Genomic DNA, 26049 nt, shown 5'->3' with positions numbered 1-26049 from the left:
TAGCAACCCGATGGCTCCATTACTGCACCTGGACGACGTGCACCGCGTATACCGCAGCGGTAGCAACGAGCTGCGCGCCCTTGATGGTGTAAGCCTCCAGGTTTACCCGGGAGAGTTCGTGGCCATTGTCGGCCAATCCGGCTCCGGCAAGTCCACGTTGATGAACATCCTGGGTTGTCTTGACCGCCCTTCGTCCGGTCAGTATCGCGTCAGGGGCAGGGACGTTTCCGCCATGGACTCGGACGCGCTGGCGGCCCTGCGCCGGGACACCTTCGGTTTCGTGTTCCAGCGCTACAACCTCATCAGCTCCGTGGCCGCAGCGGAAAACGTGGAACTGCCGGCGATCTACGCAGGCCGGGGGAAGCAGGAACGGGCCGAGCGGGCCACGCAGCTTCTCGCCCGCCTGGGCCTGGGCGATCGCGGCAGCAGTCGACCCAACCAACTCTCCGGCGGCCAGCAGCAGCGGGTCTCGATTGCCCGGGCGCTGATGAACGATGGCGAGGTGATCCTCGCCGACGAACCCACCGGAGCCCTCGACAGCAACAGCGGCCGGGAAGTGCTGGATCTGCTCAGGGAACTGCACCGGGACGGGCGCACCGTACTCCTCATTACCCACGACTCGCAGGTGGCAGCAACCGCTGAACGGATCGTGCAGATCAGGGACGGGCAGATCGTGAGCGACTCCGGCCCCGCGCCAGGCCGCGAGGCGGCGCCCCGGCCAGCGCCCACCCGGGCCGCGCCCCGTGGCAGCCGTTTTCTGCCGGACCTCACCGAAGCGGTCAAAATGGCTCTGCGCTCCCTGCGGGCCAACGGGTTTCGCAGCATGCTCACCTTGCTAGGGGTAGTGATCGGCGTAGCGGCCGTGGTGGCCATGCTCGCCATCGGCAACGGCAGCAAGCAGGACGTGATGGAACGGATCGAATCCCTGGGCACCAACCTGCTGATGATCCGACCCGGCGCTCCCGGGTCCCGGCCCAGCGGCGATCTGGCCACACTGGTGCACGACGATGCGCAAGCAATCCGGGAACTGCCCGGCGTGCTTGCCGTATCCCCCGAGCGCAGCTCTGGCGCGACGGTGCGCTTCGGCAATCAGGATTATCAGACCAGCGTCACGGGAGTCTGGCCTGACTATCAGCAAGTCCAGGATTGGACCATGGCCCGGGGCACCTTCATCAACCAGAACGACGTAAACAGTTACGCGCCGGTGGTGGTTCTCGGGGACACGGTGGCCAGGAACCTGTTCCCGGACGGGGAGAACCCCGTGGGCCATTACGTGCTGGTGGGGAATATTCCCTTCGAAGTGGTGGGCGTGCTGGCGGCCAAGGGAGCCAACGCCTTCGGCTCGGACCAGGACAATGTCGCGCTGGTGCCGCTTTCCACAGGGTTCATCCGCGTGTTCGGCAGGCGCTATCTGAACATTATCCGGGTGAAGGCCAGTGGCGATGGAAACATCGACCACCTGGAACGCAGTATCACCTCGCTCACCACCGCACGACACGGTGTGCAGGACTTCCAGGTGCGCAACACGGCCACCATTATGGAAACCGCCACCGCGACCCAGAACACCCTGACTGTGCTGCTCGGCTCCGTGGCCGCAATTTCCCTGCTGGTGGGCGGGATCGGCGTGATGAATATCATGCTGGTGAATGTTACGGAACGAACCCGGGAAATCGGGGTGCGCATGGCAACCGGGGCTCGGCGCGCCAACATTCTGCTGCAGTTCAACACCGAAGCGCTGGTCGTATGCGGCATTGGCGGGGCGGTGGGTGTACTGGTGGGTGTGGGCGCGGGTCTGGTGGCGCAGGGGCTGGGAACCCGGGTGGCGTTCACTCTCGCACCGGCTCTGCTCGCGTTTTCCTCGGCATTTTTTACCGGCTTGCTGTTCGGCTTTTTGCCCGCACGCAAAGCCGCCAACATGGACCCGGTGGCAGCACTGGCCGCCGAGTGAGAATCCCTTCGGCCTTTCCCGATCACCTGGACAGCAGCATGACTCCGCGCACCTGATTGTCGTTTCGCTCCGTCAGCACAAAAAAGTCGTGCCGCCCGTCGCCATTGAGCTCCCAGGAGACCAGGTCCATGGTGGACAACTCCGGGGCTTCCTCTTTCTCGCCGTCTTTGACCGTCTTCACCAGGTAGGAGATTTCGAAGTCCGCTTCGCGCCCACTGACCTTCTGCAGATCCCCGCTCATTCCCCGCCCGGTATTTTCCAGGGCCTTGCCGAGGTCAAGCACGTAGCGATTCTTGCTGCGGCTGTAATCGGCCAGGCCGAGGACCGCGTCGCTCTCTCCACCGCGGATTGCATTCATGAAAATGGCCACCGCATTGCGGCGCAGGACCGCGAGTTCCTGCGCCGAGTCGGGGGCATCCAGTTGCGCACGGGCGCTGCGGGGAACGTCGCTATTCTGGTCGGGATCAACCGCGGCACTGACCAGATCCGCACTGCGCAGGATCGGCGGAAATTTCACACTGACCGTAATCTTCCGGTGCGGCCGGCTGGCGAAGCGTTTGCCCTCGTTGCGGTAGATGAAGGTCTCGATGTCCACACTGCCGGACACCGCGAGCCACAGAAAAAGATTGGCCAGGGAGATATCCTCGATGCGCGACAGCCACAGGTCGCCCAGCCCATCCTCGTCTTCGTCCCGCACGAAGGTGCCCAACACGTTGCCCCCGGATTTGAGAACCTGCCGGGGTTGTTCCATGTTCATCCCCTCCGGCGCGCCGGCAAACACGGTGAGCTTGCCCCCTTCGCGGATCAGCAGGTCTTCTATACCGTCCCCGTCCACATCCTCCAGCTGAACGTCATAGGTATGGGCAAGCAGGCCACTGAGGTTGCCGAAATCCACCCGGTCAAAATCCACTTCGCCGACGCGCTCGGACAATTCCTGCAGATTCACGGAGTAGCTGGCCACCGACGCGAAGCTGCCCTTGTCGCTGGCGAGAAAGACGTCGATCCGTTCTTCGCTGCTGGTCACAAGGTCCGGTCGCTGGTCGTTGTTTACATCGCGAATCTGCAGTTGGGGAATCCGCACACTCTGGCCGACACGGCTATCCAGATAAGCACCCGGAAGCAGGCGGGAGTAGTTCATGATCCGGGATTGGACATGGACGGGGCCCTCGTAGCCACCGGCCGGGTTCTGCAAGTAGAGCTGTAATTCATTGGGGCCCGGCACAATGATGTCGGCCCGGCCATCCCCATTGATGTCACGCACGAAGTCCAGCGGATAGGCACCGGAAGGCAGGAAGCCCGAGAGGGCGTCGAGCTCGGTGTCCGGCTCGCCAAAACCATCTTCGGACACGGTCCAGGACAGAAGCTTTCTGCCCTCCACCAGCGCCAGCAAACGCTCCTGATCCAGTCCCCAGCCGGTTGCATTCCCCGGCAGTTCCAGGCGTGCGTCGGGGTTGGCGAAGTCGAAAGGGGATTGGCCCGGACGCTGAAGGTACAGGGACAGGATGCTCCCGTCCGCCGTGAGCAGGTCCACCAGTCCATCGCCGTTCATGTCCGCTGGAATGATGCGGTCGCTGACTCCGTTCAACTCGAAGGGAACACGCTGGTAGTTCGACAGGCCGCCGTCCGCCTGGGTCAGGGCCGCCAGGGAAAAGCTGAGAACAAAAGTGCTGAAGCGGGTTATGGCTCGCTGATTATTCATGGACGGGACACCAGCACCGTAACGGCGTTTTGATGGGTGAGCAGGAGATCTGTGGATTCGTCTGCATTCAGTTGCTGGGGGAAAATGGACTGAATCAGGTGCAGTGGAACAAAACGCCACATGGGCTCATCGGCAATCTGCAAGTCGTCCGAGATAGCGCTCGCGATCAGGGCGCCATCATCATCCAGGGCGGTCATTTCCACCCGGCCGTCGCCGTCCACATCAGCAGAAAAATGGGGGCGTTCGGTGAGACCCTTGACGCTCTGGGCAGAAAATTTGTCCTCGATTTTTACGTCGGGTCGACGATCGAACAGGCGGGCGCCCTCGCCATCGCCGGATGCACCCGGGCCCTTGTAGATCAAAGTGGTCCGCACCATGCTGCCGCTGCGGATGGCGTCCATGGCGGCAAGGCTGTAGTAGCTGACGATCAGTTCCGGGTGCCCGTCACCGTTAAGGTCCTGCAACGTGGGCTCCACCTCGTAGCCGGAGAAGCGCATTACCTGATCCGGCTTTTTGAAATCAAATGCGCCGCCCTGATTTGCGAAGAACATGAGGGAGGCCTGGTTGTTGCCCCGAGTCTCCACACTCAAGATATCGTCCTGCTGATCGCCATTGAAGTCGGCGACAATGACCTGGCCGGAGCCTTTCAGGTTCTGCTGCCAGTCAGCTTCGTCCTTCACACCCTCGGCGCTCTGAATCACTCCGTTGAACCGTCGCTCCGCGTCCTCATCCTCTTGGGAATGGTCAATGAAGACAAAGTCCTGCAACTCGTCGCCGTTCAGGCGCGCCGGGTGAACCGCGGCGAGCCAGCGCTGCAGGTCCATGATGTAGTGACGACTGCCGAAACGGCCCAGAGTGCGGCGACTGAATTCGTCCTCTTCGGAACGATCCGGGAACAATCCGGCAAAAACGCTGGGAGTTTCCACGACGATGCTGAGGCCGTTGTCAGCAGTAACCTGCACGTCGGGACGTGCCTGGGCGTCGCGGCGCGGGTCGCGGTAGGGTTTGGGGAACAGCTGCGCCTGGCCGAATCCGCCGTTTTCATCCCCGCGAAAGAGTGCGTAGCGTTCGCGCCCCGGCAGCAGGAGATCCACAAAGCCGTCGCCGTTGTAATCGCGGAGACGACCCAGGAAACCGAGGGATTTTGTTTCTGGAACCGTGTTCACAAGCTCCCAGTCGAACAGCTTCTTCAGATTGCCCGCGTAAGACTTCTTGTGACTGGAAAAGCTGTACGCACCGTTGCGGGTAAAGAACAGGAGCTCTTCTCCCGGCTCGTCACGCAGATCGGCCAGCGCGAAAGCGATGATGTCACGCTTGATTTCGATGGACTGGGACGGCGAGCCGGGATACTGGCCCTCCTCGCCTTGCCGGTAGACCAGAATTTCACGGCCGCGCTGGTTGCTCCACACCTGGAGCAGCAGATCCTGGCGGCCATCTCCGTCCAGATCACCAAAGGCGCGGGAGCGAATTTCCTGTGCGGGTTCGATGACCGAGGCCACGTATTGCGGAGCGGCCAGGAGCGGCGGCGCCAACAGCAGACAGAGGGCGCATAGCGCGTTTTTTTTCATGCGCAATCCTTTACGGCGTATTCTAATAATTGTGATGGCGACGAATGGCCCGGAGCCCGGCCCCTGGGGGAAACTCCAATCTATGGCGCAGCGGCGGTCGGTGATTCCTCCAGCAACTCGCCATAACCTGTACCGAACTTGAACAGGCCGAGCAGCCGGTAGGTTTTCTCTCCTTCGTCGCGCTCGTAGGAAAACAGTGGAAAGAGTATCAGGTCCACCAATTGGAACTCCACCTGCTCCGGGTCAAGGGATGACTCATAGGTGAACAGGGGCCAGAGAGAAAATGCGCTGAGTCTTCGCTCCGGCTTCCAGAGCCGCAGCCGAAGATCCCTGGGTCCCGCCTCTGGCTCTGACTTGGCAATCAGAGTCAGGTTCACGCTCTCGCCGAGTTTACGGCGGCTCAAGGCGTTCACCAGTCCCTGGGCGCTCTGGACCGGCTCGCCGTCCAGGGCAACAATCACGTCTCCCACCTGCACGCCAGCGGCGTTCAGAGGACTTGCCGGAAACAGAGTCTGGACCCGCGCCACCGTTTGCTGTGCGCCCCCGGCAGTTGCCAGCAGTTCCGTGCGATAGCCGGCGCGACTGCGCAGCGGGTCCGCCCGGTACAATGCTTCGGGAGTGGCAACCAGTCGCCGCCCGGGGCGCGACATTGTGGTTTTGAAAACCGTGGTGCCGCGGCGTGCCTCCACGGGAAACTCTTCGCTCTCGCTCGCCGACGCAATACTGGCCAGGGCATCCACTTCGTTGGTGGCCACTCCGTCCACCGACAACAGAACGTCACCGGAGCGCAGCCCCGCGCGGTCGGCGGGGCTGCCGGAGCGGACGCCACGAACCCGCAAACCCGGGAGTACGGTCAGATTCTCCAGGGAGTCACTCTCGTTGGGGCTGAGGTCCAGACCGAAGTCCAGCGCACCTGCGTCCCCGCTGGCAAAATCCATTTGCTCAGGCGACAGGTTGATGTGGGGGGCGTTGCTCATGGGCTCGGTGCTTACGCAGCCTGTCAGCAATAGTACGCACCACCCGGTACAGAGGGCTGCGCTCGCAAACCACGATCTTTGTCCGTCCATCCACGGTCTTTGTCTTTCCATCAGAGCTTTCTCCTGCCCACGACCAGCACCGCCAGCAGCGCAAACGCAACAGCCTGCGGAAGTGGGACCCAGATATTCAGTTGGTGAACCGCCGGATCCACAAGCACATCGGAGTACCCGCGAACAATGCGCGCCACTTCACTGAGGTAGGACTGATCGATCAGCGACGGTTGAAAAGTGGCGTAAATGAAGTGGGCCCCGCTGCCCAGCACATTTTTGAAGATATCAAGCGCCAGAGTGACCCCCACTGCGATGGCGACCGCCTGGGTTGCGGAGCGCGCAAGTACGGAAATGAGCACCCCCAGGGCCAGACAGGCGGGAAGAGGCAGCAATGCGAGCCGCAGACCCATGGCGATTTCTTCGTGGATAAGCTCCACACTGATGATCTCGAAGCCGTCCTCCACCACGGGACCCAGTTCCCACAACCCCCGACTGAGCAGGTAGGCGGCAAGCAGAACCCCGGCTACGGAAAGCAGTGCCAGCAAATGCAGGAAGACCAGCTTGGCGGCCACCAGGTTGCGGCGACTGACACTGCGAATCACCAAATGCCGCAGTACACCGTGGTCCCGATCCACTGCAAAGCTGTGAGCGGCGTAGGCGATGAAGACCAGGTACAGAAGCGTGAGACCCGTGGCGAACCCGTCCACCATGTAACCGTAGCCGGACGCGGCGCCATCCTCGCCTTCCAGTGGGGCGGCGCCGGCCACCTTGACCAGCAGCAGCCGGAAAGCAACCGCCGCGGCGGGAATGAACGCCAGGAGCCAGGGACTGAGGCTGTGTCGCGCCACGAATGCTTCCGCAGCCAGGGCGGTGCGAAAGCCCCCGGCCTTGCGCGCCCGGGGAGTGCCGGTCAACTCGCTGTCGAGAGCCGGGTTGCTGAGGGGCGGCGAGGTCATGCAGCCGCCCCCGCCGGAGTCCCGGCTTCGCTGTCTGCGCCAGTGATACGCCGGAACAGTGCATCCAGCGATTGACGGTGGGGTTGCAGGCCGAACACATCAATGCCCGCACCGACCAGCGACCGGTTGAGGTCCGCAACCCCCAGGTCCTGCAGTTCGCAGGTGATGCGGTAGTGTTCACCTTCCCGTCCGCTCTCCTCTTCAAGCCAGCGGACTCCGCGTAAGGCTCCCAGATGCTCGCGGGCGGGCCCGGGCTCTGATACCAGCAGATTCACCCGGGTGGTTTTGGCCGCAAGCAACCGGTCCATCCGGTCAGCAAGGGCAATCCGGCCCTGGTGCAGAATGGCCATGTGGGAGCAGATTCGCTCCAGATACGAGAGCTGGTGACTGGCGAGCAGAAAGGAAATTCCCCGCTCCCGGTTGAGCTTGCGGATAAGCGCCAGCAGATCGTCCACGCCACCGGCATCGAGGCCGTTGAATGGCTCGTCCAGAATGATCAGGGAAGGCTCGCCCACCAGGGCCTGGGCGATGGAGCAGCGGCGGCGGTTGCCAAGGGACAGGTCCCGCAGCCGGACGTGGTGATAGCGCTCGATGCCGAGCAGTACTTCCAGTCGCGGCAGCTCGCTGCGATCGGCGCCGGTGAGCAGGCGGGCATGTTCGAGGGTCTGTGCCACGGTGAGGTGTGGATGGAGGCAGGGTTCGTCGAACACCACCGCCACCCGGCCGCCGCTGCGATAGAGAGCGGCGGGCGGAAGGCCGAAAACCGAGACTTCGCCGCCGTCGAAGGGGAGCAATCCGAGCATGCACTGCAGGGTGGTGGTCTTGCCGGCACCATTGAGGCCTACCAGGCCCAGAACGGTGCCCGCTTCCATCTGCAGATCCACCCCGCGCAGGACCGCATGCCGGCCAAAGGTTTTGCGAAGGTCGCGAATAATCAGCGGCGTCATGGGAGCGGCCCCCACTAGTGCCGCTTCTGACGCACTTCGTACAACTCGGCGCCGCAGCGGCTGCAGGGTTTGACTTTGGCGGTCCCCTCCACCAGGCGGATGCGGCCGCAACCCACACACACCAGCTCCACATCGGTGGCCGTCTCCCCCGCCATCAGCCGGTTCTCGCCATGCTCCAGGTACTGATCGAGCTTGACCCAGTCAACGGGCGTGGGGTTGGCCGCGCGCATGAGCCACTGGAATACAAAATCTTCCAAAGTGTGTACCTCTCCCTGTAAGTCCTTCCAGAAAGTGCGGATGCCGTGGATATCGTCGCGGATATAGGCGCGCAGCAGCGCGGCCCGGCGCTCGGCGAGTTCCTCCACGTCCAGTTCCAGCTTGGCCAGTTCCTCCATCTCCTGGCGGAAGCTGTCCCGCAGCTTCTCCAGGGGATTTTTTTCCTCCGGCGGCTTTTCGTAATCGTCGGGGTCGGTCATCGGAAACTCCTGTGCTGGGATCTGCCGGGAACACGCCACAAACCCGTGGTCGTTTGAGTATAATGTCGGACTTTCGTTTCTTTTGATCAATACCCGCAGGCCGCGCGGCCGATCCCGGGTGGCGATACTCCCACGGGCGCGTCCCGCACTCTGCAAGCTTACGCAAGGTCACACGATGGAAGAGCTTTACCAACCCTCCCAGGTCGATGCCGAAGCCCAGCAATACTGGGAAACGCACAAGAGCTTCGAGGTAAAGGAGGATCCGGGCAAGGAGAAGTTCTATTGCCTGTCCATGTTCCCCTACCCCAGCGGCCGGCTGCACATGGGGCATGTGCGCAACTATACCATTACCGACGTGATTGCCCGCTACCAGCGCATGCTGGGCAAGAATGTTCTGCATCCCATGGGTTGGGACGCCTTCGGCCTGCCCGCGGAAAACGCGGCCATCCAGAACAAGGCGGCACCCGCGGCCTGGACCTATTCCAACACCGATTACATGCGCAACCAGCTCAAGGCCCTTGGTTTCGGCCTCGACTGGAGCCGGGAGTTTGCCACCAGCAAACCGGACTACTACCGCTGGGAGCAGTGGTTCTTCACCCGTCTGTACGAAAAAGGGCTGGCCTACAAGAAGGTCTCGCCCGTGAACTGGTGCCCTAACGACCAGACGGTCCTTGCCAACGAGCAGGTCGTGGACGGGCGCTGCTGGCGCTGTGATCACGAAGTGGAGCGCAAGGAGATTCCCCAGTGGTTCATCAAGATCACGGCTTACGCCGATGAGCTGTTGCGGGATCTGGACCAGCTGGAAGGCTGGCCCGAGCAGGTGAAAACCATGCAGCGCAACTGGATCGGCAAGAGCCGGGGCGTCGAGTTGGGCTTCGACCTGACGGCGCCTGCCGCGGGCATGGACCGGGTCGAGGTCTATACCACCCGCCCCGATACGCTGATGGGCGTCACTTACATGTGTCTGGCGGCCGAGCATCCCCTCGCCCTGGCCGCAGCAGAAGGCAACCCGGAGCTGGCTGCTTTCGTCCAGGATTGCAAGGCTCAGTCCGTCTCTGAGGCCAGCATGGCCGTGCTCGACAAGAAGGGCATGGACACCGGCCTGCGCGCCCGCCATCCCATTACCGGCCGCGAGATACCGATCTGGATCGCCAACTACGTCCTCATGGAATACGGCTCCGGCGCGGTAATGGCCGTGCCCGCCCACGACCAGCGGGACTGGGAGTTCGCCAGGCAGTACGACCTGCCCATCGAACAGGTGGTGGCGCCCGGGCCCGGCAGCAAGGAGCAGTGCGACCTGGACAGGGAAGCCTTCGTGGAGAAAGGCGTGCTGATCAATTCCGGTGAGTTCGACGGCCTGAACTTCAAGAAGGCGTTTGATGCGATTGCCCGGCGGCTGGAAGCCGACGGGCGCGGAAAAGTGACCACTAACTACCGTCTTCGGGACTGGGGCGTCTCCCGTCAGCGCTACTGGGGCGCACCCATTCCCATGCTCTATCTGAACGATGGTCAGGAGATTCCCGTCCCGGCGGACCGCCTGCCGGTGCTGCTGCCCGAAGACGTGGTCATGGACGGTGTCCAGTCACCGATCAAAAAAGATGAGGGCTGGCGACAGACCGAGATCAACGGCCAGCCCGCAGTGCGGGAAACCGACACCTTCGACACCTTTATGGAGTCCTCCTGGTATTACGCCCGCTTCACCTGCCCCCAGTACACGGAAGGCATGCTGGACAAGGCCGCGGCGGATTACTGGCTGCCAGTGGACCAGTACGTCGGGGGCATCGAGCACGCCATCCTCCACCTCCTTTACGCCCGCTTCTTCCACAAGCTGATGCGCGACGAGGGCTTGGTGAGCTGCGACGAGCCCTTCAAACGCCTGCTTTGTCAGGGCATGGTCCTGGCCCATTCGTTCTATCGCCTGAACGAAAACGGCACCCGGGAATGGATCAACCCCAAGGATGTGGATTTCGAGAAGGACAGCAAGGGCAAGGTGATCAAGGCGGTACACCGGGCCAGTGGCGAGGAGTTGCACATCGGCGGCACCGTGAAGATGTCCAAGTCCAAGAACAATGGCATCGATCCCCAGGAGATCGTGGAGAAGTTCGGAGCGGACACGGTGCGCCTGTACACCATGTTCACCTCACCGCCGGACCAGAGTCTGGAGTGGACCGACAGTGCCGTGGAAGGCAGCTACCGCTTCCTGCGCAAGCTGTGGAAGACGGTGCACGGCCACCTGGAAGCCGGAACTCCCGGCCCCTTTGACCCGGGCTCGCTGGACAAGCAACAGGTCGACCTGCGCCGCAAAACCCACGAGACCATCGCCAAGGTAAGCGACGATTTCGGTCGCCGGCAAACCTTCAACACCGCCATCGCCGCGGTGATGGAGCTGCTCAACGAGGTCAACCGCCTCGCGGACCGCTCCACGCCGGCCAATCTGGGGGTGGAGCGCGAAGCGTTGCTCGCCGCGATCCAGTTGCTTGCGCCCATCGTGCCCCACATCAGTCACAAGCTCTGGCACTACATGGGGGAGGCAGGTGCGATCATCGACGCCCTCTGGCCGCAGGTGGATGAAGCCGCTCTGGCCCGGTCCGAGATCCAGATCGCCGCCCAGGTGAACGGCAAGGTACGCGCCCAACTGGATGTACCGGCGGATGCGGACAAGGCGGCCATGGAAGCCGCAGCGAAGGCCGACTCCCGGGTGCAGAAGTACCTGGAGGGCATGGAGGTCGTGAAAGTGATCGCGGTGCCTGGCAAGCTGGTCAACATCGTTGTGAAGCCCCGATGATGCGCAGGGCCCTTGTTATCGTTCTCGCGCTGGCCCTGGTCAGCGCCTGCGGCTGGCGCCTGCGCGGGACGGTGGCGATGCCTGCCGGCCTGGAAACGCTGTATGTGAACGAGGGCGGTGACAGCCAGCGCCTGGCCAGCAGCTTGCGGGACCTGCTGACCGCCAACAATGTCACGGTTGCAGAGCAGGAGAGCGCGGCGCAGCTGGTCATCAACCTCCTTGCTTACGATGAGGAGCGCCGCGTGGTTGCGGTCGGAGACAACACCCTGGTGACCGAATATGAGCTGATCGCCGAAACGGAGTTCAGCATTGAAGACGGCCAGGGCAACACCCTGCTTCCCGCTGATCGAATCTCCCTGATCCGCTCCTACGAGTACGACCAGGACAACGTGCTCGGAAAGGAGGAAGAGGAGCGGCTGATCCAGGAGGAGATGCGCCGCGAAACGGCCCAGCAGATTATTCGCCGGCTGCGGTTCCTGGATGTGGGTGATCCATCAGCCAAGGCGCCCGCACCGGCCACAGAAGCCCCGTAGTCAGATAACTCAATGGCCAAGCTCTCAATCGAACAGCTGACCGGCGACCTGAACAAAGGCCTCGCCCCCATCTATGTAGTCAGCGGCGATGAACACCTGGTGGTGCAGGAGTGCTGCGACCGGATCCGCCAGGCGGCGCGGGAGCAGGGCTTCGACGAGAGGGAGCTGTACCACGCCGATTACAACTTCGACTGGAATCAGCTCCACCACTCCGGGCAGAGCCTGTCCCTGTTCGGAAGCCGCAAAATCATCGAGGTTCGCCTGACCGGAAAACTTTCCGACAAGGGCCGCAAAGCTTTGGTGGAATACGCCGGCGCCCCACCCGCCGACAACCTCCTCCTGATCGTTGCTCCCAAATTCGAACGCAACGTACAAAGCGCCAAGTGGTTCAAGACTGTCGAAGGCGCGGGTCGTTTTATTCCCGTCTGGCCCGTCAACCCAGGGCAACTACCCCGCTGGATTCGCGAGCGTGCCAAACGCCTGGAGATCCAAGTGAGCGACGAAGCGGTGGATATTCTCGCCTCGCGAGTGGAAGGCAACCTTCTGGCCGCCGCCCAGGAGCTGGAAAAACTCAAATTGCTTGCCGATGAGGGCCGCGTGGACGCCGGCACCATGGCCCACGCGGTAGCGGACAGTGCCCGCTACGACGTTTACAGTCTGGTGGACAAGGCCCTGCACGGGGATGCTCGCGGTGCGGTAAAAACCCTCAACGGCCTGAAATCCGAGGGAACGGAAGTCCTGGCGGTACTCTGGGCGCTGAGTCGGGAGCTGCGCACCTTGCTGCAACTGAGCGAAGCGGTGGCGGCAGGCAAACCGTTCCAGAGCGTCGCACGCCAATACGGCGTCTGGGACAAGCGCCAACCTTTAGTAAAGAATGCGCTTGCGCGTCTGAAGCCCGCACAACTCAACCTGCTCCTGCGCAAGGCGGGCCAGGTGGACCGGGCGACGAAGGGAATGCATGACTCTGACCCCTGGGAGGGTTGCCTGGAGATCGTCTTGAATCTGTCGGGCGTTTTCCCGCTCACCCGCCCAACCGAAACCCTGGCCCTGAAATCCTGATTAGCGGGTTAACCGGCCACGGTCGACAATCGGCTAGAAGGGCAGCTCCGGCTCCACCTGCCGCTCCTTGAAAGACGCCACTCCCGATGTGAAAAAGCGCTCCAGTTTCTCTGGCGGGATGGGCTGCGCATAGAGATAACCCTGCGCCTGATCGCAGCCCCGCTTGCGCAGCCAGCTCGCCTGGAGCTCATTCTCAACGCCTTCAGCCACAACATTCAGTTGCATGTTGTGGGCAAGACCGATGATCGAGTTGGCGATGGAAGCGTCGTTCTGATCCGTGTGAATGTCGTGAATGAAGCTGCGATCGATTTTCAGCTTCTGAATGGGAAAACGCTTGAGGTAGGCGAGAGAAGAGTAGCCGGTTCCGAAGTCGTCGATGGCGAGCGACAGCCCCATCTGATTGAGCTGTGTGAGCATGCTCACGGTTTCACCCGCATGCTCCATCGCGGAGGTCTCGGTGATCTCCAGCTCCAGGTATTTAGGCGGCAGATCAATTTCTTCCAGTATCTCCCCGAGGCGTTCTACAAAATTGCGCTGCCTGAGTTGCCGGGGTGACAGATTAACGGCGATCTTGCCCACGTACTTTCCCGATTCCATCCAGCGCTTTTGCTGTGCACCGGCCTCGCGCAACAACCATTCGCCCAAGGGAACGATCAGGCCGGTTTCCTCTGCCAGTGGAATGAAATGGGACGGCGCAATCAGGCCCCGTTCCGGGTGGTTCCAGCGCACCAGTGCTTCCACGCCAACCAGATCACCGGTTTGCAAGTCCACCTGCGGCTGGTAATACAGACAAAGCTGGCCCTCCTCGATGGCGGTGCGAAGATCTTTTTCCACCACGAGGAACTTAACCGCCGACGAGTCCATTCCTTCGGTATAGTAAAGATAGTTGTTCTTGCCGCTCTCCTTGGCTTTGTGCATGGCAATGTCGGCGCGTTTCAACAGTTCATCCGCAGCGTTGCCATCCTGAGGGAAAACGCTGATACCAATGCTTGCGGACGTCTGAACCATCTCATTGTCGATAACACTCGGTTGTGCAAGTTGTCGCAACAGCTTGTTGGCAACCTGCCGCGCGTCGGCGACGTCCTTGATTCCCTCGAGAATCACGATGAACTCGTCACCCCCGATTCGGGCGACCGTGTCCATTTTGCGCAATGTGCCTGCCACCTTGCGCGCGACAGCCTTCAGAAACTGATCGCCCGCATTCCGCCCCAGGGTGTCGTTGACGCTTTTGAAACGGTCCACGTCAATCATCATCAACGCAAGCTTGCCACCGTTGCGCTGCGCCCGGCACAAGCCGTGGTTGAGCCGATCATAAAATAAGGAGCGATTGGGAAGCCCTGTCAGAACGTCGTGGAAGGCCATGAAGTTCAGGCGAGACTGCTGCTCGCGTACTGCATCCTCCGCCATCTTCCGCTCGGTGATATCCGTGCAGATGCTGCAAACACTGAAGATCTGGCCCTCTTCGTCCCGCAAGGGAAATTTCAGCATCAGGTAGGTGTGCAGTGTTCCATCCTTGTGGCGAACTTCCAGTTCAGACTCGATGACCTGCGCAGCCTTGCTGGATTCAAAATCGCTATCCCACAGGGATTGGGCAATCTCCATGGGATATATGTCAAAAACATCGCTGCGACCGCTTGCCTCGCTCAACTCCGCAAGCTCTTTGTAATGATCGCTGGCGAGCATTACGTTCCCGTTCAGATCCTTTATCGAAATCAGTGCGGGCGAGCTGTTCAGCATGGAGTGGAGAAACAGGTCGCTGGCCCATAAAGCCTGCTCTGCGCGGCTGTACTCTTCGCTTTGCCGCTGATACCGGCGTAACTCCTGCGCATTGCGAAACAGGTACGCGCTGAACGTCCACACAGGCGCCAGCGCTCCCACAGTGGCAGCAAGAATGTCCGAACCCCTGCCCGATTCAAGGTAGTAAAGCGCGACCACTTCACCAAGTATCGCTACAGGGTGCAAGTGAATCGAGGCAGTCCCAGCCGCACAGGGCTGTGCCACGCCCTGCGCCACCGCGGTCATGGATTGGCCGCTGTCTATCGACTGGCGAATCAGGTCGTGAGGAATGTTTTGCAGTTTGGTGAAGTTGACGCGCGGCAGAACAGCCTTTGCCGATGACTGCGCGACGGCTTCGATTCGAATCTGATCTTCATGAGGGATGAGGAGAACTGCACGGGAGATGCGGGAATCCGCCATCACCAGGCGGAGCAGGCGCTCGACGACCTGCTCGTGCTCAAGGTCGGTAAAAAGTTCCTGGAAGGTATTGATGAGCTCGGCCGCGGCCAGACTTTTCTGCATATCGAAATCTGTTTCACTATCCTGTCGCGGACGTGCCAATACTGCCCCGGTCGCTGAGCCGGGAAATCTTCCTTTTCAGTCGCCTCCATGCACCGACACTACGACGAGCGACCTGGGAGCGATTCGGGTGCGGCTCCCGCCCGACGCATTCTTTCGAGTGTCTCCTTCGAGCAAGTCCCCGCACAGGAGACTCCCTTCAGGCGGCGTGAGGCAAAACCACGGGCACAAAACGGACTGCGGCAGCTCCCCTTGATGGCGCTCAATATTACCTGAATGTATGAGTCACATCCAATCTTTTGCCGCCGGGGAACAGCCTGCACAGCGAGTACCGACAGATGGGGATCGGTGTTGGCGGGAAAACGGGGCTCAGGAGGGCCTACAACTGCTCGCCCTTCCGACTCAGATAAAACTGCTTGGCCGTGCGGCCACTATGGCTTGCCCGCAACAAGGCGAACTGACGTGCTGCCTCGTGGAGTGACTTTCTGTCGCCGGAATAGTCCTCGAAATAGCTGTCCACCAACTGAAAGTACTCCTCCCAGTTGATTGGATAGAAGGACAGCCAAAGCCCGAACCGATCGGCCAGTGACAGTTTTTCCTCGACGGCATCGCCGTAATGCAACTCACCCGCCACAATCTCGGTCACGTTGTTGTCGCCGCGGGATTCTGGCATCAGGTGCCGACGGTTGGAAGTTGCGTAGATGACGACGTTCTCGGGCGGCCGTTCGATCGAACCCTCGAGAACACTTTTCATGGCCTTGTAACTGTTCTCCCCTTCCGAGAACGACAGATCGTCGCAGAAGATTACAAAGCGTTGGGACAGTTCCCGTATTTCGTCGACAATCTCGGGAAGGTCCACCAGATCGTCCTTGTCCACCTCGATGATCCGCAAGCCTTCCTCGAAATAGCGGTTGAGCAAGGCTTTCACCAGGCTCGACTTCCCGGTACCCCGCGAGCCCCAGAGAAGCGCATTGTTGGCGCTCTGGCCCCGCAGAAATCTCTCGGTGTTATGGACAATCCGCTCTTTCTGCGCGTCGATGCCGAGCAACTGATCAAGCCGGATAGGATCCAGGTCCCTTACAGGGCGCAGGCTTGCGCGCCGGGCGCGCCAGATGGCGGCAGGTGTTTGTCTCCAATCAATAGTCACATCGTCTCCCGGACAGCTACAATCGACCGCCGGGATTGTGCCAGAACCGTGAGCCTTAAGGAATGCATTGCTCTATCGAGCGAGCGGAAAGATGGCGAATGCGCCCCCATCAGAAATAGCCGTCAGGCGTCTTCCCGGCGGGGCGGCAGCGACTCCAGTATCGAATAAACCTGCTGAACCTCGATGGGCTTGAGCAGGTGGTGATCGACACCCGCCCGACGACTTTTTTCCAGGTGCTCACCCTGGCCGTAACCGCTCACCACAACCAGCGTCAGCTCATCCGGCGAAAAATGTTCGCGAAGCTGGCGGGCCAACTGGTAGCCGTCGGTTTCCGGCATGATCAAATCAAGAAACGCCACCGAGGGCCGGCACTCCTTCGCGAGGCGAAGCCCCTGCTCCGCGTCGTAGGCCACCAGAACTTCGTGCCCGCCGGCTTCCAGCACCCTGGCAAACGAGTCCGCGATATCGGCGATGTCGTCCACTACCAGTATCCGCAAACTTTGCGTGGCGTCCATGGCGCGCAAGATCGGGGGTGCCGCGTCCGCCTCCGGTTCACTTTGCTGTTTGTGCAAGGGCCAGTGAATCACAAACTCGCTGCCCTGATCTTCACCTTCGCTGTACGCAGTGATTTCCCCCCCGTGGAGGTCTACGAGGCTTTTCACGAGACTGAGGCCAAGGCCCAGGCCGTGACAGGCCAGATTGTTGTCAACCTGGGTAAACGGATCGAAAAGACTGTCGAGAGATTCGGGCGGAATGCCGATGCCCGTGTCCTTGATTCTGATTATCGCTTCCGCTCCCTCACGCGTCATCGCCAATCGAATGTGCCCGCCTGGCTGGGTGAACTTGATGGAGTTGGTGAGCAGGTTGTCCAGGACCTGGAACAGACGAGCGGAGTCCGCATCGAGAAAGATCGGCTCTCGCGGCCCTTCCACCGTGTAGTGCAGTTCCCTGACCGCGAGAGTGCTCCGGTGGGCTGCAATCACTTCTTCGAGGCAGCGGGGCAGCGAAACCCGCTCCCTTTTCAGGACCACCTTGCCATTGTTGATGCGAGTAATATCCAGCAGATCATTGACCAGGTGTGTCATGTGACGACTCTGCCGCTCAAGAAGCGCCAGTGCTTCGCTGATCTTCGGCTCCTCGGCATGAGCCTGCTCTTCGGCCACAAGGGTCTGGAGCGCGTTACGCATGACGGTCAGTGGATTGCGCAGTTCGTGGCCGAGCAAGCCGAGGAACTGGTTCTTCTGTCGATCGTTGGCAAGGAGTTGCTCGGACTGGGCACGCAAGCGTGTTTCGCTTTGCCGCAGTCGCTTCTCTGTCTTGACCCATTCACAGAGATCGGCAATCTCCAGAGCCAGCAAATCCAGCAGGTACTCATCGCGCACAGAGAAATACCGGGGCTGACGATAGAGGGAGGAAAGAACGCCGAGGAGTTTGCCGCTTCGCCCAACCAGCGGGGTGGACTGGATCGCCCGCACGCCCATTTGCCGCGCCAGCGAGTACAGCTTCTCGAGGTCACTGTCCGCCAGATCCTCAACCATGACTCTGTGTCGCTCGTGGAAGGCGCGAAAGGAAACGATGTCACTGTCCGAAGCCAGATCAAGGAACTCGCGCAGCTGGTCTTCAGGTAGCCCGGTCTGCGCCGCCAGTTCCAGCTCGGCATCGTCACCGACCACTTGAAGAACGCAGAAGTCAGCCCCGGATATCTCGCTCGCCGCATCCAGGGTGAACTGAAACATTTCGTCCATCGTTCCGGATTGAAGCACCGCAGCGGCCATCTCCTGAAGCCGACGTCGAACGTCAACCTCCTCAAGGAGTGAGCTTTCCCGCTGGCGCAACCGCTCGATCTGCCGATGCAGTGTCACATCGTGGGCAGTCAGCAGTATGAGCTGCTCCTCGTCCAGACGGCAGAAGTTGAGGAGCAACGTTCGTTCCCCAATGCCCGGGAAGGTGTGGGTGAGTTCGAAGCCCTCGAAACTTTCGTTGTTCGGAAGAACCCGCTCCAGCAGATCGCGCAGCAGCGCAAAATCCCACTGGCCATCACCCAGTTCGTAGATGGGTTTCCCCTGGGTTTGGTGCGGCTGCAACTGGAAGATGCGGTAGAAAGCGGGGTTGGCGGATACCACCTCAAGGTTTGCGGCAAGCAGAATGACCGGCTCCTGCAAGGTGTCGAAAATCTTCTCCGCATAGCGCTGGGCACGTGTGGTGGGCGGTTCCGTCCGCTTCGCGTGGCTGATATCCGTGACACTGATGGTAAGGCCGACAGGGGCATCGCCCATGCTCATGTCCGGGTGCATTTTCAAAAGATACCACCCGTCCGTGGTTATCTGGACCTCCTGCTCCCTGGCGATCCCGGTTGTCAGCACCTCCTTCGCGCAGGCTTCGAGGTCTGGAAAATTCAGCTTTCCGGCCAGGTCGGCCAGCGGCCGGCCCCGGTCCTCATCGCTCAGAGAAAGAAGGTGGGCAAGCCTGTCGGTAAAACGTTGCAGTTGCAGATCCAGGCCCACGAACATCAGGCTCGCTTCCGCGCCACCGACAACGCCTTCGAGCCGGAGGTAGGTCTGCGCCAGCTCGCGCAGGTTTCGGCTCAGTTGGTCGCTGACCGCTTCGAGGGTCTCTGCCGACTGTTGAAAAGCCGGCCCGGGTTCGCCTTCCGCTTCGGATTGCGGCAAGCTGGCGCGATAGCTGCCGTTGTCACTTGCGGCAGCGCTACGACCGGAATCCGTATCGGAACTTCCTCTATAACTCGCAGAGGGGCCTGACATGGCGTTTCTCTCCCATCCCGCGTCTTCGCGGGCAAGGACACACGGTCCTCGCGCAGCAAAGAGTTATTGTGAGATAAGTACAGCTGCCTTCGCACCTGAATCGCGTTCAGTCGTGCTTCGAGAATGGCGATGCGTGGAAATGATGTCGCCCAAATTACCTGCCGCTCTTAGCGACAGGAGGTAGTGATTATTATTGTTGCCCATCAGCATGCATGCTGAGCTGTGCTTTTACAACCGTTTCGTTGGGGCCGGTGCCGCCTGAGCTACACTGAGATGTCTGCGATTGATTCAGTACGTGCGACTCCCGAAAAAATTTAAGCTCTTTTAAGGAAAATTGGAATACTAGCTTCGCATTAGATCCATTCGCGGCTAAGACTGTGAGGCTCTATGCAGCGGTCTCGGTTCAACCCAAAGAACCTAACCGATCCGTCCTGCACCGGCGTGGCAACCATCGATGACAGTCGCAATGAGCCTGTTCGACCGATGGCAGCAATCCCTGTGGCGGATAATCGCTAATCGGTTGCTGCTATTGGATGCTCTATCGATGGCCGCTAATGGCTTTTGGTCGCCTCGCGCTAATGGCTGCGTCACCGCGCGCTAATGGCTTTTTGGAACGTCGCGCGAGCCTTTTTATTCCCTGGGTTGAGCTTAAGTTCAAAAAGCGCTGCTAGCTGATAGTTACTCTCAAGTCCTGGAGCCCGTCAATCCGCGCTTCCACTCGATCGCCAGGTTTCAGAGCGGCAACGCCGGCTGGAGTTCCGGTAAAAATCAGGTCCCCGGGCTGTAACTGGAACAGACCGGAGAGCTGCGCGATAACCTCCGGAACTGACCAGATCAGATCCCCGATATCCGCTTTCTGGCGGGTCTCTCCATTGACCGCAAGGGCTATCGTTCCGGTGCGCAGGTGTCCACATACCTCCACCGGCGTGATACGCGATACAGGCGCGGAACTGTCGAAGCCTTTGGAGGCGTCCCAGGGCTGCCCTTTTTTTCGCGCCGCCGTTTGCAGGTCACGGCGGGTCAGGTCGACGCCGACGCCGTAGCCGTAGATGTGCTGCTCAGCGGACTCCACCGCGATGTCCTGTCCGCCACGGCCGATGGCCACCACCAGTTCCACCTCGTGATGAAGATCCGCGCACTTGGGCGGATAGGGTGCGGAGTGGTAATCAGTGACAATCGCGTCGGCCGGCTTGGTGAAAAAGAACGGTGGATCCCGCTCTGGATCCTGGCCCATCTCCCGCGCGTGAGCCGCATAGTTGCGGCCCACACAATAGATTCGATGAACCGGAAACCGGGCTTCCAGGCCCTGCACGCCAACCGAGGGGCGTACAGGAGGATCAAAAACATAACGCATTGTATGGTCCTGTGGGGCGCGCAATCGCGCAATGGATGTTGACCGCCCTGGGAGGTCCGGCGTCCACCCGCTCAGGGTGCTGCCAGGCGACGCAGAAGGCGCAATAGCGTGGACCGGTCTCCCTCAGGCCAACCGCGGGTCAACTCGGTTTCGTGGTCCATGACCGAGGGCACCAGCGCGTCTACCAGCAGGGCCCCTTCGGTTGTCAGGTGCAATGCATAGGCCCGGCGGTCGGTACTGTGTTTGCGCCGTACAACCCAGCCACGCTTTTCGAAGCGGTCCACAATCTCGCCGAGTGTCGAGCGTTCGATCCCATTGGCCCGCGCAAGGGCGGTCTGGCTGATTGCGGGATTGTTGCTGATCTTGATCAGCAGCGCCAGCTGGCCGGGGGTGACTTTGGCGTCTTCCAGGTGCTCGGTAAAACTGTGGAAAACCCGCAACTGGGCTCTGCGCAGTTGATAGCTGATCATGTCGTCCAGGATGCCCAGCCGCAGGTGATCGGTGCGAACTTCGGGCTCCATCTCGAGGAGGTCGTCGTGTATAGACATCGGAAGCGGTCCCATTTTTATTCTTAAAAGGAGGCCTGCTCTGGGTGGCGGTCGGGCCAGGGCCCGGCGGTCACTCGACTGCTTGCGACGGCGGCCTCCGATAGTACCGCAACTATTCGCGATCTTCACCTGGACGGGTAATCCCGCGAAGGGCGGACCGCACCGACCGGTCAATCCGTCGGCCCGAATGGCACCGGGCCGTCCGTCCGGCTTCTGGCGCGCCCGCCCCCTTAAACGCCGCTATTGAGGTTGGGGCCGAGCCAGCGCTCCGCGGTTTCCAGGTCCCAGCCCTTGCGCTCGGCATAGTCGGCGAGCTGGTCGCGGTCGATTTTGCCAAGGCCGAAGTACTGGGATTCCGGATGGGAGAAGTACAGACCGGACACGGAAGCGCCGGGCCACATAGCGAAGCTCTCGGTGAGCTTGATCCCGGTTCGGTTTTCGGCGTCCAGGAGCTGGAACAATGTGCCCTTTTCGGTGTGGTCCGGTTGCGACGGATAACCCGGTGCGGGGCGGATGCCCTGGTACTTCTCGGCGATCAGGTCCTGATTGCTGAGGCTTTCGGCTGATGCGAAGCCCCAGATTTCCTTGCGGACCTTCTCGTGCAGGTATTCGGCAAAGGCTTCCGCGAGCCGGTCCGCCAATGCAGTGACCATGATCTTTGCGTAGTCATCGTTGCAGCTGTCAAAGAAGGCTGCTTTCTCCTCCTCCCCCAGCCCCGCGGTGACCGCAAAGCCGCCGATATAGTCGCGCCGCCCCGAGTCCACCGGGGCAATGTAGTCCGACAGCGCCAGGTTGGCTTTACCGGCGGGCCGTCGGGTTTGCTGGCGAAGGGTGTAGAAACGGGCCACAACCTGCTCGCGGTCTTCATCACCATACACCAGAATGTCGTCGCCCTGAGAGTTGGCCGGCCAGATTCCCGCCACACCACTGGCGGTGAGCCACTTCTCCGCCACCAGCTGCTCCAGCATCTTTTGCGCGTCTGCGTAGAGGGATTTTGCCGCTTCGCCCTTTTTCGCATCGTTGAAGATACGCGGATACTTGCCCGCGATGCCCCAGGTGGCAAAGAACGGGGTCCAATCGATGCGCTCCACCAGAAGGTTGAGGTCCAGATTATTGTAGACCTGCAAGCCCAACTCGCGGGGAACCGGAGGCTCGTACTTGTCCCACTCAAAATGGGGACCATTGGCGCGCGCGTCGATCAGCGACAGATTGTTACGCTGCCCACGGCCACGGGCGTGCTCATCGGCGAGCTTCTCGTAGGCCTCGCGGGTTTCGCGCTTGAACGCGTCCGCGTCTTCCGACAGGAGTTTGGAAACCACACCTACGGCGCGGCTCGCGTCCTTTACGTAAATGGCCTGGTCGTTGCCATAGTGCGGGTTGATCTTCACCGCCGTATGGATCTGGCTCGTGGTGGCGCCCCCAATCAGCAGCGGAACCTTGAAGTCCTGGCGCTGCATTTCCCGGGCAACGTTAACCATTTCATCGAGGCTGGGCGTAATCAGACCCGAGAGGCCGATCACGTCAGCCTTTTGCTCAATGGCCGTCTCGAGAATTTTCTGGGCAGGGACCATGACGCCGAGATCGATCACTTCATAGTTGTTGCACTGCAGCACCACCCCGACGATGTTCTTGCCGATGTCATGCACGTCCCCTTTTACGGTAGCCATCACCACCTTGCCCGCGGCGGGCGCGTCAGCCAGCCCCATGCGAACCTTCTCTTCCTCCATGTAGGGCATCAGATGGGCCACGGCCTTCTTCATCACCCGGGCCGACTTCACCACCTGCGGGAGAAACATCTTCCCTTCCCCGAACAGGTCGCCCACCACATTCATGCCGTCCATGAGCGGACCTTCGATCACGTGAAGGGGGCGATCGGCCCGCTGGCGAGCTTCCTCCGTATCCTCCACGATGAACTGGTCAATGCCGTGAACCAGGGCATGTGTGATGCGGTCCTGAACGTCCTTCTCCCGCCAGGACAGGTCCTGCTCTTTGGTGGCGGTGGTCTGGGAGCGATAGGCCTCTGCCGCTTCCAGCAACCGGTCGGTGGCGTCTTCCCGGCGATTGAGGATTACGTCCTCGACCAGTTCACGCAGGTCCGCTTCGATGTCGTCGTAAACCAGCAGCGCACCGGCGTTGACGATACCCATGTCCATGCCCGCCTTGATGGCGTGATACAGGAACACCGAGTGCATGGCCTCGCGGACATAGTTGTTTCCGCGGAAGGAGAAGGACAGGTTGGAGATGCCGCCGGAGATATGAACGTGAGGCAGGCTTTGCTTGATGCGGCGTGTGGCGTTGATGAAATCAAGTGCGTAATTGTTGTGCTCTTCGATCCCGGTGGCTACGGCAAAAACGTTCGGATCGAAAATAATATCTTCCGGCGGGAATCCGATCTGTTCACTCAGCAGCCGGTAGGCACGGGTACAGATTTCCACCTTTCGGTCTTCCGTATCCGCCTGGCCGTTTTCGTCAAAAGCCATCACAACCACAGCGGCGCCGTAGTCGCGAACCAGACGGGCCTGCTCGAAGAACTGCTCCTCGCCTTCCTTCAGGGAGATGGAGTTGACGATGGCCTTGCCCTGCACACACTTGAGTCCGGCTTCGATCACATGCCACTTGGACGAGTCGATCATCACCGGCACACGGGCGATGTCCGGCTCGGCTGCCAGCAGATTGAGAAAGGTCACCATGGCCTTCTCACTGTCCAGCATGCCCTCATCCATGTTCACATCGATAACCTGGGCGCCGTTCTCCACCTGCTGGCGGGCCACCTCCACGGCAGTGGTGTAGTCGTCGGCCTCGATCAGCTTGCGAAAGCGCGCCGAACCCGTAACGTTGGTGCGCTCTCCGACGTTGATGAACGATTGTGCGGCGTTGTTGGACATTGGGAATGGTTCTCTTGTTAAGTTGGTGTTATTGGACGCGGGGGTCTCACGCTCCGAACACGAATGGCTCAAGTCCCGACAGACGCGTTTTTACCGGGACTTCCGGGATTTTTCGCGGCGCAAAGGGCGCCACAGCTTTGGCGACCGCTTCGATGTGCTGGGGGGTGGAGCCGCAGCAGCCCCCCACCATATTGATCAAGCCGTCACGCGCCCAGGCTTCCAGTTTGCCGGCCATCTCTTCGGCACACTGGTCGTACTCGCCCATTTCGTTAGGCAGGCCCGCGTTCGGGTAGACGCTGATGTAGGTGTCGGCGACCGCGTCGATATCCTGAATGGCGGGGCGAAGCTGGTCGGCGCCGAAGGAGCAGTTGAAGCCCACCGCAAACGGCTTGAGGTGGCGCACCGAGTACCAGAACGCCTCTGGAGTCTGCCCCGAAAGATTGCGGCCCGACATGTCGGTAATGGTGCCCGATATCATCAGGGGCAACTCGATACCCGTCTCTCTGAACACCTGCCTTGCGGCAAAGCCGGCTGCTTTGGCGTTGAGGGTGTCAAAGATGGTTTCAATAAGAATGATGTCAGCGCCGCCTTCGATTAGGCCCCGCACCTGCTCCGCATAGGCGGTGACCAGCTCATCAAAGGTGACGGCGCGAAAGCCCGGGTTGTTCACATCCGGTGAGATGGAAGCGGTGCGATTGGTCGGCCCGATGGAGCCCGCCACCAGTCGCGGTTTGTCCGGGGTTTTCTCCGTCCAGTCATCGGCGATCTTGCGGGCGATGCGCGCACCCTCCACGTTCAGTTCGTAAGCCAGGTCTTCCATTTCGTAGTCGGCCATGGCGATGCGGGTACTGCTGAATGTGTCGGTTTCGATGATGTCCGCGCCCGCAGCCAGGTAGGCATTGTTGATTGTCGTGATCACATCCGGTCGGGTCAGAACCAACAGATCATTGTTGCCCTTGACGTCCAGATGCCAGTCGGCAAAACGCTCCCCCCGGTAATCGGCTTCGGACAGCTTGTAGCTTTGCACCATGGTGCCTTTGCCGCCGTCCAGGATGATGATCCGTTCCTCTGCCGCTTCTTTCAGAGCGGCGATACGCTGTTCTCTGTTCATGATTCAATCTCGTGGCAGATATTCTGAGTTGCGTCCGCGATCACACCTGCGCCCGAAGGCCCAGCATGTGGCAAATGGCGTAAACCAGGTCGGCCCGGTTCAGAGTATAGAAATGAAAGTCGGTAATCCCATGATCCACCAGGTCCATGACCTGTTCCACCACTGTGGCTGCGGACACCAGCTTGGCTGTCTCCGGGTCATTCTCCAGGCCTTCAAAGCGCTGGGCGAACCAGTCCGGAACCGACGCCCCGCAGGCTGCCGCGAACTTCGCCACCTGGGCATTGAAGGGGACGATGCCCGGGCGGATGGGCACGTCGATGCCCCGGGCGCGCACCTTATCGAGATACCGGTAAAATTGCTCGTTATCGAAGAAGAACTGGGTAATGGCGCGCGTTGCACCCGCGTCCACCTTTGCCTGAAGCATGTCCAGGTCCGCAGCCTCGGTCGGGCTGTCCGGATGCTTCTCCGGGTATGCTGAAACCGACACCTCGAAGTCACCAATCCGCTTGATGCCTTCGATCAACTCGACGCTGCTCTGATAGCCGCCGGGATGGGGCTGATAACGCTGCCCGGCACCTTCCGGTGCGTCACCACGCAGGGCGACGATGTGGCGGACACCCGCTTCCCAGTAGCCGCGAATCACGTCATCCACATCTTCCCGGGTTGCGCCCACGCAGGTCAGATGCGCGGCAGGTTTCAAACTGGTTTCGTGAATGACCCGCGTTACCGTTGAATGGGTGCGCTCCCGTGTGGAACCACCGGCCCCGTAGGTGACGGAGATGAAATCCGGCTGGAGCGGAGCAAGGCGGCGAATCGAGTCCCACAATGTGGTTTCCATCTTTTCCGTTTTCGGGGGAAAAAACTCGAATGAAATAGACAGTTCCCGCTTGTTGATATGCCGGCTTTTGCGTGTGGATTCACCACTCATTAACTTCTCGCTCCTTGGCG

Annotated in this window: 16 protein-coding genes and 1 pseudogene; 4 read left to right on the top strand and 13 right to left on the bottom strand. The window is 60.7% G+C overall.

The window, feature by feature from the left end; genetic code table 11:
* Positions 1-10 precede the first annotated feature (10 nt).
* Entirely contained in the window at positions 11-1948 is a 1938-nt protein-coding gene (locus tag ACURWW_RS08425; RefSeq protein ID WP_445616366.1) for a MacB family efflux pump subunit, read from the top strand.
* Between the two features lie 22 nt (positions 1949-1970).
* On the opposite strand, the gene ACURWW_RS08420 is transcribed toward ACURWW_RS08425, so the two are convergent.
* The 6 genes from ACURWW_RS08420 to ACURWW_RS08395 form a co-directional block, all read right to left on the bottom strand.
* The gene (locus ACURWW_RS08420) at positions 1971-3647 is read right to left on the bottom strand and encodes an FG-GAP repeat domain-containing protein (protein ID WP_445616365.1); all 1677 of its coding nucleotides are present in this window, start codon (positions 3645-3647) and stop codon (positions 1971-1973) included.
* The gene (locus tag ACURWW_RS08415) at positions 3644-5215 is read right to left on the bottom strand and encodes an FG-GAP repeat domain-containing protein (RefSeq protein ID WP_445616364.1); all 1572 of its coding nucleotides are present in this window, start codon (positions 5213-5215) and stop codon (positions 3644-3646) included. The genes ACURWW_RS08420 and ACURWW_RS08415 overlap by 4 nt, the downstream gene beginning before the upstream one ends.
* 80 nt (positions 5216-5295) lie before the next feature.
* A complete protein-coding gene (locus ACURWW_RS08410) occupies positions 5296-6303 on the bottom strand; it encodes a PDZ domain-containing protein (RefSeq protein WP_458618468.1) in 1008 nt (335 codons plus the stop codon).
* The gene (locus ACURWW_RS08405) at positions 6303-7199 is read right to left on the bottom strand and encodes an ABC transporter permease subunit (RefSeq protein WP_445616362.1); all 897 of its coding nucleotides are present in this window, start codon (positions 7197-7199) and stop codon (positions 6303-6305) included. The genes ACURWW_RS08410 and ACURWW_RS08405 overlap by 1 nt, the downstream gene beginning before the upstream one ends.
* Positions 7196-8146 (bottom strand): ABC transporter ATP-binding protein, encoded by a 951-nt coding sequence (locus ACURWW_RS08400; RefSeq protein ID WP_445616361.1) that lies wholly within the window; start codon positions 8144-8146, stop codon positions 7196-7198. Before ACURWW_RS08400 ends, ACURWW_RS08405 begins: the two co-directional genes overlap by 4 nt.
* A gap of 14 nt (positions 8147-8160) precedes the next feature.
* The gene (locus ACURWW_RS08395; RefSeq protein ID WP_445616360.1) at positions 8161-8622 is read right to left on the bottom strand and encodes a zinc ribbon-containing protein; all 462 of its coding nucleotides are present in this window, start codon (positions 8620-8622) and stop codon (positions 8161-8163) included.
* 175 nt (positions 8623-8797) lie between these two features.
* Between ACURWW_RS08395 and leuS the strand changes: the two genes are divergently transcribed.
* Genes leuS through holA form a run of 3 tightly spaced genes read left to right on the top strand, consistent with a single transcriptional unit; the run spans position 8798 to position 12999 of the window.
* On the top strand, positions 8798-11407 hold the full coding sequence (gene leuS, locus ACURWW_RS08390) for a leucine--tRNA ligase (protein WP_445616359.1): 2610 nt from the start codon (positions 8798-8800) through the stop codon (positions 11405-11407).
* Complete coding sequence (locus ACURWW_RS08385) at positions 11404-11940, top strand: LPS-assembly lipoprotein LptE (protein ID WP_445616358.1); 537 nt, start codon at positions 11404-11406, stop codon at positions 11938-11940. The genes leuS and ACURWW_RS08385 overlap by 4 nt, the downstream gene beginning before the upstream one ends.
* A gap of 12 nt (positions 11941-11952) precedes the next feature.
* The gene (gene holA / locus ACURWW_RS08380; RefSeq protein ID WP_445616357.1) at positions 11953-12999 is read left to right on the top strand and encodes a DNA polymerase III subunit delta; all 1047 of its coding nucleotides are present in this window, start codon (positions 11953-11955) and stop codon (positions 12997-12999) included.
* Positions 13000-13032: 33 nt separating this feature from the next.
* On the opposite strand, the gene ACURWW_RS08375 is transcribed toward holA, so the two are convergent.
* From ACURWW_RS08375 to metF, 7 genes and pseudogenes are all read right to left on the bottom strand, one after another.
* A complete protein-coding gene (locus tag ACURWW_RS08375) occupies positions 13033-15297 on the bottom strand; it encodes a putative bifunctional diguanylate cyclase/phosphodiesterase (RefSeq protein ID WP_445616356.1) in 2265 nt (754 codons plus the stop codon).
* Positions 15298-15673: 376 nt separating this feature from the next.
* Positions 15674-16441: an ATP-binding protein gene (locus ACURWW_RS08370; RefSeq protein WP_445616355.1), complete on the bottom strand. Its 768-nt coding sequence runs from the start codon at positions 16439-16441 to the stop codon at positions 15674-15676.
* A gap of 122 nt (positions 16442-16563) precedes the next feature.
* Positions 16564-19203: an ATP-binding protein gene (locus ACURWW_RS08365; RefSeq protein ID WP_445616354.1), complete on the bottom strand. Its 2640-nt coding sequence runs from the start codon at positions 19201-19203 to the stop codon at positions 16564-16566.
* Between the two features lie 667 nt (positions 19204-19870).
* Entirely contained in the window at positions 19871-20557 is a 687-nt protein-coding gene (locus ACURWW_RS08360) for a fumarylacetoacetate hydrolase family protein (RefSeq protein WP_445616353.1), read from the bottom strand.
* A 71-nt stretch (positions 20558-20628) separates the two neighbouring features.
* On the bottom strand, positions 20629-21105 hold the full coding sequence (locus ACURWW_RS08355; protein ID WP_445616352.1) for a MarR family winged helix-turn-helix transcriptional regulator: 477 nt from the start codon (positions 21103-21105) through the stop codon (positions 20629-20631).
* Positions 21106-21335: 230 nt separating this feature from the next.
* Positions 21336-25101, bottom strand: a pseudogene (metH, locus tag ACURWW_RS08350) (methionine synthase).
* A 40-nt stretch (positions 25102-25141) separates the two neighbouring features.
* The gene (metF, locus tag ACURWW_RS08345) at positions 25142-26029 is read right to left on the bottom strand and encodes a methylenetetrahydrofolate reductase [NAD(P)H] (protein ID WP_445616351.1); all 888 of its coding nucleotides are present in this window, start codon (positions 26027-26029) and stop codon (positions 25142-25144) included.
* Positions 26030-26049 lie beyond the last annotated feature (20 nt).

Source organism: Gilvimarinus sp. F26214L, from assembly GCF_054401055.1.
This window is presented reverse-complemented; position numbering and strand designations above follow the sequence as displayed.